This window comes from Cecembia lonarensis LW9 (assembly GCF_000298295.1).
Taxonomy (GTDB): domain Bacteria; phylum Bacteroidota; class Bacteroidia; order Cytophagales; family Cyclobacteriaceae; genus Cecembia; species Cecembia lonarensis.
This window is the reverse complement of the sequence record NZ_AMGM01000033.1, coordinates 1-11,651: the sequence shown is the minus strand read 5'-3', so window position 1 is coordinate 11,651 and position 11,651 is coordinate 1. Positions and strand designations below refer to the sequence as shown.

Annotated in this window: 14 protein-coding genes; 8 read left to right on the top strand and 6 right to left on the bottom strand. The window is 39.2% G+C overall.

The window, feature by feature from the left end:
- The first annotated feature begins 4 nt into the window (after window positions 1-4).
- Both tatC and rpiB read left to right on the top strand, forming a co-directional pair.
- The gene (gene tatC / locus B879_RS11250) at window positions 5-847 is read left to right on the top strand and encodes a twin-arginine translocase subunit TatC (RefSeq protein WP_009185305.1); all 843 of its coding nucleotides are present in this window, start codon (window positions 5-7) and stop codon (window positions 845-847) included.
- Window positions 848-857: 10 nt separating this feature from the next.
- The gene (gene rpiB, locus B879_RS11245; protein ID WP_009185304.1) at window positions 858-1,295 is read left to right on the top strand and encodes a ribose 5-phosphate isomerase B; all 438 of its coding nucleotides are present in this window, start codon (window positions 858-860) and stop codon (window positions 1,293-1,295) included.
- 53 nt (window positions 1,296-1,348) lie between these two features.
- Here the strand turns inward: rpiB and B879_RS11240 are convergent, their stop codons facing one another.
- Window positions 1,349-2,608: a hypothetical protein gene (locus tag B879_RS11240; RefSeq protein ID WP_009185303.1), complete on the bottom strand. Its 1,260-nt coding sequence runs from the start codon at window positions 2,606-2,608 to the stop codon at window positions 1,349-1,351.
- 239 nt (window positions 2,609-2,847) lie between these two features.
- On the opposite strand from B879_RS11240, the gene rbfA reads away from it, so the two are divergent.
- Entirely contained in the window at window positions 2,848-3,228 is a 381-nt protein-coding gene (rbfA, locus tag B879_RS11235; protein WP_009185302.1) for a 30S ribosome-binding factor RbfA, read from the top strand.
- Between the two features lie 12 nt (window positions 3,229-3,240).
- A complete protein-coding gene (locus B879_RS11230) occupies window positions 3,241-4,464 on the top strand; it encodes an ABC transporter permease (RefSeq protein ID WP_040400542.1) in 1,224 nt (407 codons plus the stop codon).
- A gap of 453 nt (window positions 4,465-4,917) precedes the next feature.
- On the opposite strand, the gene B879_RS11225 is transcribed toward B879_RS11230, so the two are convergent.
- Complete coding sequence (locus B879_RS11225) at window positions 4,918-5,310, bottom strand: DUF2784 domain-containing protein (protein WP_040400549.1); 393 nt, start codon at window positions 5,308-5,310, stop codon at window positions 4,918-4,920.
- A 382-nt stretch (window positions 5,311-5,692) separates the two neighbouring features.
- Here B879_RS11225 and B879_RS11220 point away from each other — a divergent pair, with 382 nt between their 5' ends.
- From B879_RS11220 to B879_RS11210, 3 genes are all read left to right on the top strand, one after another.
- Entirely contained in the window at window positions 5,693-6,283 is a 591-nt protein-coding gene (locus B879_RS11220) for an LXG domain-containing protein (protein WP_009185299.1), read from the top strand.
- A gap of 76 nt (window positions 6,284-6,359) precedes the next feature.
- Window positions 6,360-6,932, top strand: coding sequence for an LOG family protein (locus B879_RS11215; protein WP_009185298.1), 573 nt, complete (start codon window positions 6,360-6,362; stop codon window positions 6,930-6,932).
- Window positions 6,933-6,954: 22 nt separating this feature from the next.
- Entirely contained in the window at window positions 6,955-7,176 is a 222-nt protein-coding gene (locus tag B879_RS11210; RefSeq protein ID WP_009185297.1) for a VF530 family protein, read from the top strand.
- Window positions 7,177-7,178: 2 nt separating this feature from the next.
- Here the strand turns inward: B879_RS11210 and B879_RS11205 are convergent, their stop codons facing one another.
- The 4 genes from B879_RS11205 to B879_RS11190 form a co-directional block, all read right to left on the bottom strand.
- A complete protein-coding gene (locus B879_RS11205) occupies window positions 7,179-7,673 on the bottom strand; it encodes a GAF domain-containing protein (protein WP_009185296.1) in 495 nt (164 codons plus the stop codon).
- A gap of 6 nt (window positions 7,674-7,679) precedes the next feature.
- Complete coding sequence (gene ribD / locus B879_RS11200; protein ID WP_009185295.1) at window positions 7,680-8,708, bottom strand: bifunctional diaminohydroxyphosphoribosylaminopyrimidine deaminase/5-amino-6-(5-phosphoribosylamino)uracil reductase RibD; 1,029 nt, start codon at window positions 8,706-8,708, stop codon at window positions 7,680-7,682.
- Complete coding sequence (locus B879_RS11195; RefSeq protein ID WP_202949621.1) at window positions 8,708-9,520, bottom strand: DUF4382 domain-containing protein; 813 nt, start codon at window positions 9,518-9,520, stop codon at window positions 8,708-8,710. The genes ribD and B879_RS11195 overlap by 1 nt, the downstream gene beginning before the upstream one ends.
- A 78-nt stretch (window positions 9,521-9,598) precedes the next feature.
- A complete protein-coding gene (locus tag B879_RS11190) occupies window positions 9,599-10,453 on the bottom strand; it encodes a DUF4382 domain-containing protein (RefSeq protein WP_009185293.1) in 855 nt (284 codons plus the stop codon).
- A gap of 114 nt (window positions 10,454-10,567) precedes the next feature.
- On the opposite strand from B879_RS11190, the gene dgt reads away from it, so the two are divergent.
- A partial coding sequence (gene dgt / locus B879_RS11185; RefSeq protein WP_040400540.1) for a dGTP triphosphohydrolase occupies window positions 10,568-11,651 on the top strand: 1,084 nt, incomplete at its 3' end.

Below are 11,651 nucleotides of genomic sequence, written 5' to 3'. Positions count from 1 at the left end.
AAGCGTGGCCTTAGATCAGTATAGAGAAGAAGAGGAAGATGAAGGCATGTCCTTTTTGGACCATTTGGAGCAGTTGCGTTGGCATCTGTTACGCTCCGTTGCTGCCATTTTAATATTTACCGTTGCTGCATTTCTTGCAAAAAGCATAGTGTTTGGAAAAGTGATTTTAGGACCTTCCAGGATTGATTTTTTCACTTATCAAATGCTTTGCAGGATCGCAGATGCACTTTCAACACCGGTACTGTGTATTGATAATTTGCCTTTTACCATTCAGAGTAGGCAGATGACAGGACAGTTCTCCATGCACTTGACCTCATCTGTAGTTGTAGGTCTGATAGCTTCTTTCCCATATCTTTTTTGGGAAGTTTGGAGATTCATCAGTCCGGGCCTGTATTCCAAAGAGCGTCAGGCGGCAAGAGGAGCTGTATTCTTTGTTAGCCTCCTGTTTTTTGCCGGTGCGGCTTTTGGATACTTCATATTGGCGCCCTTGTCGATCAATTTCTTGTCCAATTACCAATTGGATCCAAGTATTCTAAATGAGTTTGACATCACTTCTTACGTGACTACGCTGACCATGTTGGTTTTGGCCTCAGCCATTATGTTCCAATTGCCTGTGGTGATTTACTTTCTTTCCATGTCCGGCCTGGTAACTGCTGCCATGTTGAGGGCATACCGAAGACATGCTATTGTGGTAATTTTGATACTTGCTGCAGTAATTACGCCTCCCGATGTGATCAGTCAAATTTTGATTGCCATGCCGATTTTGGTATTGTATGAAGCTGGCATTCAAATTGCCAAAAGGTTAGAAAGGAAAAGAGCAAAACAAGAGTTGGAGGAAAATTATTAAAATTCATACCATGTCCAAGAAAATCGCCATAGGAGGAGACCATGCAGGTTTCGAATATAAAAAGCAAGTGGTTGCCAAGTTAGAGCAGCTTGGCTATGAAGTTAAAGATTTTGGCCCTTTTTCAGAGGCCTCTGTAGACTATCCGGATTATGTACATCCTTTAAGTTCAGCCATTGAAGAGGGAGAATTTGATCAGGGTATTGTTATTTGTGGCAGTGGAAACGGGGTAGCCATTACTGCTAATAAGCATCAGGGTATCAGGGCTGCTTTGTGTTGGAATGAAGATCTCGCAGCATTGGCCAGACAGCACAATGATGCCAATGTGCTCGCTATTCCTGCCCGTTTTGTGCCTTTTGAAATGGCTGAAAAGATGGTTTTTACGTTTCTGAAAACTGATTTCGAAGGTGGCAGGCATCAAAACAGGGTTAATAAGATTTCCTGTGGCTGATCCAATACTGAAAAAATAAGAAAATGCTGTCCATGGGTATTGGGCAGTATTTCTTATTCTTTAATGAGGTGAAAATAGCGGCCTTCCTTTTTGTATTTTGCCTTGATCAAGGGGACTTTTTCCAAGAATGTTTCAAATAGTCCCTCTCCGTCCACAACCAACTCCGGCAAATCAGAAAGTATATTTTTTGATGCCAATGCAGTAATTTTTGGCTGATCTGAACTTGATAAAATATCCTTGGTCAGTTGATAATTAAGGTAAGGACTTGTTTGTTTTCCTTTTTGATAATAGGCGATATCATAATCCAAAACCAAAACTTTCATATCCTTTGCTACTTCGTGATTTTCGGTCACAAAAACCCCATAGCTATTCAGATCACTTTGAACAGTCTTTACCAAGAGCCAAGAATAGCCAATGAATGGCACCAAAATCAAAAAGGAGATGCTCATGGCATTGGCTAGATTTTTTTTACGCAAGGCCAGTAGGAGCATGGAAACAAAATAGGTAAATGGTGGTAGAAGGATTACAAACTGATAAGGGGCTCTTCTATTGGTGAGGAAAAATGAGGCTGTTGCAAAAATGAAAAACAACACCATCAATTGAAGTTGTTTCTGTTGGTTAACGGTAAGTGATTTGATGACAGCTCCCAAAAAAATTCCTAAAAAGGAAAAAAGAATCGGGGCTGCGAAAAGTATAAGTATGTCTCGAAGTCTTACATGAATATAGAGGTCAAGGTTTCTTGAGGTCAGAACGTATTTGGAGAAGAAGTCAGTGAATGCGTCTTGCCAAAAGTAATAGGTGGAGCATATCATAAATGGCAAGGCATAGCCTGCAAGTGAAAGAAAAAGTTGCTTTAAACTAAATCCACTGATTATAATACCCATAAATAGCATGTATGGAAGGAAAAAGATCATAGGAAAGTGAAAACAGAGTGCAATACCAGAAAAGATCCCTGTTAATAAAACTGAGTCGCTGCCTTCTTTTTGGAGTACTGTTTGAGAAAATAACTGTCCAAGGGCTAACAATATAAAGGTGCTTCCCATCAGAGCGGGAGAAAGACTCAATAAATCAAAAGATGCATGGACAAGGATGACGGTTACAAAAGCTGGCACGTAGCTACTCTCTTCAAAAGATTTATACCGATTGAGTAGTTTATTGATGTATGCCATTTGAACGAAGAGGATGGCTCCCGCTACGATTTTATGCGATAGCAGGCTTTTACCAAAGATAAGGTTCAGTAGCCAATAAACAGTGGCAGAAAATGGGCCCGTGTCATCGAGAATATCGCGGTACATTAATTTTCCTTCTGCCATTTTTTCTCCGATTAACAGCCATATTAACTCCGGCTGGGTTATAGGCGGATTAAGAACAGCCCAATATATGCCACTAAAAAGAAACATGATGCCAATGATGGCAAAAAGGCGTAAAGGGTCATTGATTTTAAAAAAGCTGATCAAAGTAAGAAATTAAGGGCTATGTTGTGAGAATCGGAATGCACGAAATTAAAGGTTACGCTTTTAATTCACTAAATTTGCATCAATTAAAATGAGTTATGGAAAGTAAAAGACAGCAGAAATACAGCAAATTGATTCAAAAAGAGGTAGGGGAGATTTTCCAAAAAGAGGCCAAACACTTGGTCGGGGCATCTTTTGTAACCGTCTCCCGTGTTATGGTAAGTCCTGATTTGGGTCTTGCAAAGGTTTATTTGAGCTTTTTACTTGAAAAGGATAAGCCAGTTTTCGATAAAATCAATGAAAAGAAAAGTGAATTAAGAAAACATTTGGGCAACAGGATTGGTAAAAGTGTCAGGGTTATCCCGGAATTGGCACTATTCATGGATGATTCAGCCTCTTATGCTCAGCATATGGACAAAGTGATTTCTGACTTGGATATTCCAGAGGCAGGTGAAGATGATGAGGAGGAAGAAGACTGATCCGATTAAGCCTTGAACCTGTCATTTTTTATAGCGTCCCGATACTTCCGGAGTAAGAAAAAACGGAACTTCATTACCGTTTTATCCCGGATCTCCATGATTGGCGTGGCCGTTGGAACCATGGCTTTGGTAGTAGTTTTGTCCGTTTTTAATGGTCTGGAAGACTTGGTGAGATCCCTGTACGCCTCTTTTGATGCCGAACTGAAAGTTGAGACATCCCTTGGGAAATCATTTAATGTCGATGAAGCTTGGGTACAGTCTATACATGAGGTGGAGGGTGTTGCTATTGTGACTGAAGTTATTGAAGACAATGCTTTATTCAAGTACCGGGATTTTCAACACCTTGCCCGTTTAAAAGGAGTTTCCAATAATTACCTGGATCATGACCGGTTTGGGGCAGGGTATGTTTGGGGCAATTTGGACTTGGGTACAGCGGGAAGGCCAATGGCGATTGTAGGTAGAGGCGTTGGTTTTTTCCTTTCCATGGATTTGGACAATGAATTTGAAATGCTCCAAGTCTTTTATCCAAAAGCGCCCAGGTCTGCGGGTACCATAGACCCTTCCCAAATGTATAATTCAGCGGTTCTGAAGCCCTCTGCATTTTTCAGTGTAGATAAGGAGTTTGATGATAATTATATCATTGCTCCATTATCTTTTGTGGCTGATCTGCTCAACTATGGTGATAGAAGGACAGCCCTTGAAATCAAAGTGAAGGAGGGTTATGCCATCCAAAAGGTGAAAAAAAGATTGAGAGAACATTTAGGGGATGGTTTTACGGTGAAAGATACGGATGAACAGCATGCTGGATTATTACGAACCATTAAAATTGAAAAACTTTTTGTGTTTATTACTTTAAGCTTCATATTGGCAGTGGCCTCTTTTAATATTTTCTTTTCCTTATCTATGATGGCCATTGAAAAAAAAAGGGATACAGCTGTGCTTTTTGCCTTAGGTGCCAGAAATAGACTTGTCAAAGGTATTTATATGAAGCAAGGTGCAATAATTGCTTTTACAGGAGCACTGATCGGTTTGACCATGGGATTTTTGCTGGTATGGGCACAGGACAGGTTTGGACTGGTTTCTTTAGGGATTGCCTCCTCAGTGATCGAAAATTATCCTGTAAAAATGTTATGGACAGATTTTTTATGGACCAGTCTTGCTGTGATAACCATTACATTTTTAGCCTCATACAGACCAGCTTTGATTGCAGCGAAGGTAAAGCCGAATGATTTGTAAATAAAAAAAGCTGTGAAAAACACTCTCACAGCTTTAGTCAATTAACAATAAACCCAAAATAACCAGCTGTAGGAGAAGGATTCGAACCTCCACGGGGCAGTTAGGCAAGAACACGAGCTCCATGTTCGCTTTATTCCGGAATCCCCACCCCCGAGACAGGAGGGCTTGTCTGCCAATTTCAACATCCTACAGTATGTGAAGACCTTTTGTCTTTGTTGATGATTCAAAGTTAATAAAACATCTGTTATTTTAAAATTAATTCAATAAAAATGATAAAAAATTACACTAAAAATAATTTTTAATGTCTATAAATAAAAAAACGCTAATTAGATGTTTGTTTTTTAGCTTTGTTTTGAAGTTTTTATAATGAGTTGTAGTGATTTCATAAATTGATGAAATCACATGCTGTGTAAAGGGGAGATTGTATTAGAAAATTCTGTTGAGGGTTGGGTTTTACTTGCCTTTATATTTAGGTTTTTTTAAAAAATTCACCCAAATGGAAATGATAAGGGCTGCTAAAGCCAAGACAAGGGTCAGCAAATCTACGGTTTTAGCTGGAAGTTCAAGCTTCAGTATTCGTGCAAGCAAATAGCTGATATAGGAATTAGGTAAATTGTATACCCCTTTTTGTCTTAGGATTTCCCAATGCCAATCTGTAAGAGGGCAGTATCCCCAGCCATACCAAATTCCTAATATTATCCAAGATGAAAAAGTCAGGGAAATAGTCCACAAATGCCATTTTCTCAAAGGCTTCCAGATCCAGGCAAATAGATTGAATAGGATTAAAAGAGAATGGAAAACCGTAAAGAAGTAATCTCCTATGTCTAAAAACAATTTGTTATCCATTTCAAAATGCTTTGTTTTCACTTGAAATTTACAAAAAGTGTTCAATAACTTCCTAAATTTCAATTTTTCGTGAAATAAAATGGTGCTTTTGGGTTGAATGGCAATAAAATTTATTTAAAAGTCAGAATATAAGCTGCCAAAATATTTTTCAAAATAATTAAAGTAATATTAAATATTGATATAGGTAAATAATAATTTTTATTATGATAAAATACATCTATTTTATAGTGTAATAACTTAAAAATGAATAAAAAAAATCATCTTTTTATAAATAATTTTTTGTGTAAATCATTCAAATTGGGCATATTTATTGTGATTAGTCGGCTTTGGAATAAGTCATCAATTATTCTAAATAAAATAAGTACAAAATCACCTAGATCCGATGAAAAAAAACTTAATACTCGCTCTTTTTACTTTTTTAACTTTTTCAGGAGTCCTGTTCGCTCAGGAAGAAACTGGTTCACTCAATAGTGGTACAATAGAAAGTCAGTTTGATTACCTCAATAGCATTTCCAACAATTATCAAGAATATAAAGTAGTAAAGAAGGCTCATCTTGATAAGATCCGTCAAAATGTTACAGACTCTTTGAAAGTTTTCAAAGAAGATTTGGCAACGTTGAAACAGGGCATGAAAGACCGTCAAACTGATATTGCTGATTTGAACACACAAATGTCAGGACTTCAAGAGCAGTTGGCAGCAGCGGAGGAAGCAAGAGATAGTTTTTCTTTTTTGGGTTTCCCTATTCATAAAGCATTTTATAATAGTCTGATGTGGACATTGGTCGCAGTGCTTCTTGGGGCATTTTTGTTTTTCCTATATCAATATACCCAAAGCTATAAAGTGATTTCAAAGGCCAGAAAAGATTTGGATGAAACAAAGGAAGAGTTTGACCAGCATAGAAAGAATACGCTTGAGAGGGAAAGAAAGCTCAAACGTGAGCTGGTCGATGCTTTAAACCAAAAAGCAGTTTAGCCATAAAAAATCATGAATTGATATAGGCCTGGTTTTTCCAGGCTTTTTCTTTATTTATACTTTGTTAAATTTGAGCATGGAAAAGATTACAGTGTACTGCGGGTCTAATAAAGGGAAAAATCCGGTTTTTGCTCAAGGAGCTTTGGCTTTAGCTCAAGAAATGATAAAAAGGGACCTTTCATTGGTATATGGTGCAGGAAATGTAGGCCTGATGGGCGTATTGGCAGATGCTTTGCTGACAGCGTGTAAAAAAGTCTATGGGATCATCCCCCAAAAATTGGTTGAAATCGAAGTAGCCCATGAAGGTTGTACAGAGCTTACGGTAGTAGAGACCATGCGGGACCGCAAATGGTTGATGGCTGAAAAGGGAGATGGCTTTATCGCCATGCCGGGAGGAATAGGCACATTTGAGGAACTTTTTGAAATCATGACATTGAACCAATTGGCTTATATCCGGAAGCCTTTGGCACTTTTTAACGTGAATGGCTACTATGATGGCCTGCTGCAGTTTTTACAGCATGCCGTCAAGGAGGGGTTCCTTCACCAAGCACAGTTAGACTTGTTGATTGTTAGTGATAATCCATCAGAGTTACTGGATAAAATGACTGCATTTGAGCCTACTCATATAGAAAAATGGGAAGTAAAGTAGCCTTAGCATATATTTAAAACAGATGAGTCAGCCCAATAACCCCTTACATGGCGTCCGTTTGGTAGATATTTTGGAATATTTAGCCGATTATTATGGATGGGAAGAATTAGGAAAACGCATCCCCATCCGGTGTTTTCAATTCGATCCATCCATCAATTCAAGCCTTAAATTTTTAAGAAAAACCGACTGGGCCAGAAAGAAAGTGGAGGACCTTTACCTTAGAACCATCCAGAAAGAAAAGTGATCTTAATACACTTTGAAATTCACTTTACTCAATAATTGCATCAAATTTTCCAGATGAATTTGATCCGTAGTGTCGAAATCATCCAATTGATCACTGTCTACATCAAGAACACACCAGACCTTTCCATCTGCAATTCCAGGAATTACAATTTCAGATTTTGACGCAGAACTGCAAGCTATATGACCTGGAAAGAAATCCACATCAGGAACTAGTTGGGTTTTAGCCTCTTTCCAAGCTGTTCCGCAAACACCCTTGCCAAAAGCAATCCTCGTACAAGCCAAAGGGCCCTGAAAAGGACCTAAGACCAAATTTTCCTCTTTAACCAGGTAAAAGCCTACCCAAAAAAAACCAAAGGCTTCTTTTAATACTGCTGAGACATTGGCCAAGTTGGCGTAAAGATCTGTTTCTGAACTGATTAAGGCCTCTATTTGAGGTAAAATGGCTTCATATTTTTCTGCTTTTGAAGCATTTTCGGGTAGATAAATGGATTCTGCCATGTAATATCAATGATAAGGTTTCCAAATGGAGATTTTGTCTCCCATTACATTTGATTCTGAAATTAGGGATCCTTTTAATATGGGAGCTGGGATACCCTTTATAAAGTTTTGATTTCCTGTAAAAACCCGTGCTTCATCCCAAAGTTCCATTTCAATCAATTTATTCAATATCTGGGCGCCTCCTTCTACAATGATGCTCTGAATTTGCCGATGATAAAGGTCTTCAAATATTTCCTCCAGTTCAAAGTCTTCGCTCAGTTTTACTTTTTCCAAATTTTGTTCGACTAGGGAATGTATCTGATTGTAACAAAGTGTGGTTTGGCTTTTGTCAAAAAGAAATAATCCAGGATTTAACTTTAAATTTCTATCGATGACAACCCTTACAGGGTTTTTGCCATACCACTCCCTCACATTGAGTTTAGGGTTATCATATTGTGCAGTCAGTGTTCCTACCATTATCGCGTCCTCCTCTGATCTCCATTTGTGCACCAGTTGTCTACTGTAGGGATTGCTTATCCATTTGGAATCGTAATTTTCGCGGGCTATAAAGCCATCCTTTGTTTGTGCCCATTTGAGGATGATATAGGGGCGTTTTTTCTCCATATAGGTGAAAAAACGGATATTTTGGTCCCGTACTTTTTTTTCAAGTAGACCTGTCTCCACTTCAATCCCTGCATGCTTTAGGATTTGAATGCCCTTGCCACCCACTAATGGATTACTGTCTACTGCTCCTATGACCACCTTTTTCAGGCCTTTCTCTACCAATAGATTGGCACAAGGGGGAGTCTTTCCCCAGTGGGCACAGGGTTCAAGGCTTACAAAGGCAGTAGCTTGACGCAAAAGTGCTGGGTGAATTACCGAATTGATAGCATTGGGTTCAGCATGAGGCCCGCCATAGACTTCATGATAACCTTCTCCGATGATTTGCTCCTCATGAACTATCACACAGCCGACCATTGGATTAGGGCTTACACTTCCTCTTCCCTTTTCAGCCAGCTCAATGGCACGAAGCATGAATTTTTCCTGCTTATCCATTATTCTTCAATGAGTCTCAAGTTGATGGTTCCCAATTGGGTGATTTCTCTGATATTCACCTTGACACTGTCCAATGTGTCAGGCAGATAGCTTTCATTGAAGGGTAAAATCAGTATCCTGTGCCATTTGTTTTCCTGTAATCCTCTTACAGCAAAATTTCCTGAAGGAGCTTGTGAGCCTGTACTGGAAACCCATTGGCCATTTTCGTCAAAAGTAAAAATACCAACTCTTTGATTGGGCGGGCTGATCGTACCACTGGCCCTGCCTTTTTCGAGTGACATGAAGGGCCGAATGAAGGGATTTAGCTCAACACGAGGTTCAAGTCCAGGTGTGATGATAAACGAACGAAATGGGTCGAAGTCCAGGAAAATATCATGGGAAATTCCACCAACTAAGGAAAAATTCACCTGAAAGGTAGGGTTAGCAGCGGATTCGTTGTTAATCTGTATGGGTATTCTATTATTGCCTACAGTAACAAAATTATCACCACCAAGCATTAATTTAATTTCAGTGATGGGGTTGGTTGCCAATTCACCTCTTCCTACCAAAAATTGAGCATTGGCTGTGAGTGTGGCGACATTGACCCTTTTATCAACCAGCGTATTAGGGAAAAAAACCGATTCTGTATTGTCTGTGCCTCTGCTTCCCAAGGTTTTTATTTCAACCCCCAAAATTTCAAGGAAAATATCATTGAATTCTCCTGGAGCACCGATGATAAAGACATTGACCAAGCTATTGCTTCTTTCTCCATCATCCGAGCAGGATAAAAAACACATTAAAAAGATCAGCAGAAATTGATTGATTTTTTTCACACCCAAATGTAAGGGTATTGGTATAATTTATCAAAAGAATTAAAAAACCCGGCCAAAAGCCGGGTTTTTGTTTAGTTTTTAACCTTCATTCTCATCCTCTTCTTCGGGTTCTTCTTCAGCAGCTTCATCTAAAGTAATTGGTTCAAGTTTGGTGGTCTGACCCACTGGCAACATTTTACCTTCCAGTAAGAATTCTTCAAAATCTTCACTGTTTGGAACAAACCAGAAATTATAATTACCACCTCTTAATCCACGCAAGATAAATAGGCCATTTTCATCGGTGAAAGTGCCAACAGTATCTTGATCCAATATGGCGGAAACCCTCACAGGACCCGCTACAAGCGGAAGCACTGTTCCTTCTACAGTTGCCAGCTCTTCTGCCACTACCCTCAGTACAGGCTTTAATATATACAATCCTGAATTTCCGGCCCTGAAAATAGACCTGGAAGCATCAAAATCTATGATCAAGTCGTAAGAAACACCTGCAGATAAGGGCTTATCTACCTTAAGTTTAAGACCACTTTGTTGAGCGCTGGGTGTCTTCAGGTTTATTCTTTGACCGTTTTGGATAATGTAATTGTCATCTCCAAGAAGCAACCTGATCTGTGAGATGGTTCCGGCAGGAATTTCTACCTCGCCCAAATGCTCAGAATTACCACCGGTTAAAGCAAGTAAGTTGATTTTTTGGTCATTTTTCTCGTAAGGAAGGTTAATCCATGCACTTTCATTGGATTCCTCATTTCCTTTCATCAAAATCTGTACTTCCAGTACTTCAACCCATACTTCATCGTAAGCAGCCGGGGCATCAATTAAAAAGACATTTAACCGTGCATGACCATCGCTAATTCCCTCTTCTTTGCTATCTATGTCACAGGAAGAAAATAAAATCAGCACGAAGGATGCTAGGGCCAGGTAATTGATAAAATATTTCATAGTTAATCATGTTGGTTTAGCCAAAACAATGGCAAGCTTAATGCCAAAATTGGCTAAGTCTTCTTTTTTTACCAATGATAGGAGAATAAACTTGTAGCTTTAGTATTTTTGGCCATGATGCATTGGAAAAAGTTATTGACTTCGGGGAGGTTTGATCCGATGATTTCTCAAAAAGAAAATCTGGAAACGATAAGGACAAGCTTCGAAAGAGATTACGACAGGATTATATTTTCAGCTCCATTTAGGAATTTACAGGATAAAACACAGGTTTTCCCTTTACCTGAACATCACTTTGTCCATACCCGGCTGACCCATAGCCTAGAAGTGTCCAGTGTTGGAAGGTCCCTAGGCAAGTCTGTAGGTGAGTATTTGATCGACAAATACCCTGAGCTTAAAGCTACCAATGTAAGTGCAACTGATGTGGGTGCAATTGTGGCAGCTGCGGCGTTAACCCATGATATTGGTAATCCGCCCTTTGGGCATGCAGGAGAAGTAGCCATTTCTGATTTTTTCAATTACCATCCTTATGGTTATATCTGGCAACCTCATGTAAGTGCACAGGAATGGTCAGATCTTTGCAACTTTGAAGGTAATGCGCAAGGCTTTAGGATGCTGGTTTCCAAAACAAGTGGGCTTTTGTTATCTTATGCAACTTTAGCGGCATTCACCAAATATCCACGTCCCTCCCTCATTTTTGAAAGAGACCTTACAAGGAGAAGTCAGAAAAAATTTGGTTTCTTCAATGACCAACAGAAAGATTTTGAACAATTGGCTTCTGTTTTGGGATTGGCAAAAGTTAATTCTGACAGTTGGTTAAGGCATCCCTTGGCTTTTTTGGTGGAGGCTGCAGATGATATTTGTTACAGCATCATTGATTTGGAGGATGGGTCTACTCTGGGGTTGGTAGGTATAGATCAAAGTATTTCGCTATTGGGCCAGATTTTAGGCGATAAATTTCAACCAGATAAATTAGAAAAATATGGTAGCAATGCGCAAAAATTGGCTATTCTTCGGGCTTTGGCCATAGGACAGCTGATCGATGAGTGTGTTCAAGCCTTTAAAGATCATGAAGAAGACATGTTGTCCGGTGCTTTTGACAAGGCTTTAACCGATATTATTCCTTCAGCCAAGTCTTTGGCTGAAATTTCCAACCTATCAGTAGAAAAAATCTACCGGTCTACGCCTGTTTTGGAAAAGG

Coding starts and splice junctions, on each gene's coding strand:
- rpiB (WP_009185304.1), top strand. CDS start 858: ATGTCCAAGAAAATCGCCATAGGAGGAGACCATGCAGGTTTCGAATAT.
- B879_RS11240 (WP_009185303.1), bottom strand. CDS start 2,608: ATGGCAGAAGGAAAATTAATGTACCGCGATATTCTCGATGACACGGGC.
- rbfA (WP_009185302.1), top strand. CDS start 2,848: ATGGAAAGTAAAAGACAGCAGAAATACAGCAAATTGATTCAAAAAGAG.
- B879_RS11225 (WP_040400549.1), bottom strand. CDS start 5,310: ATGGATAACAAATTGTTTTTAGACATAGGAGATTACTTCTTTACGGTT.
- B879_RS11220 (WP_009185299.1), top strand. CDS start 5,693: ATGAAAAAAAACTTAATACTCGCTCTTTTTACTTTTTTAACTTTTTCA.
- B879_RS11215 (WP_009185298.1), top strand. CDS start 6,360: ATGGAAAAGATTACAGTGTACTGCGGGTCTAATAAAGGGAAAAATCCG.
- B879_RS11210 (WP_009185297.1), top strand. CDS start 6,955: ATGAGTCAGCCCAATAACCCCTTACATGGCGTCCGTTTGGTAGATATT.
- B879_RS11205 (WP_009185296.1), bottom strand. CDS start 7,673: ATGGCAGAATCCATTTATCTACCCGAAAATGCTTCAAAAGCAGAAAAA.
- ribD (WP_009185295.1), bottom strand. CDS start 8,708: ATGGATAAGCAGGAAAAATTCATGCTTCGTGCCATTGAGCTGGCTGAA.
- B879_RS11190 (WP_009185293.1), bottom strand. CDS start 10,453: ATGAAATATTTTATCAATTACCTGGCCCTAGCATCCTTCGTGCTGATT.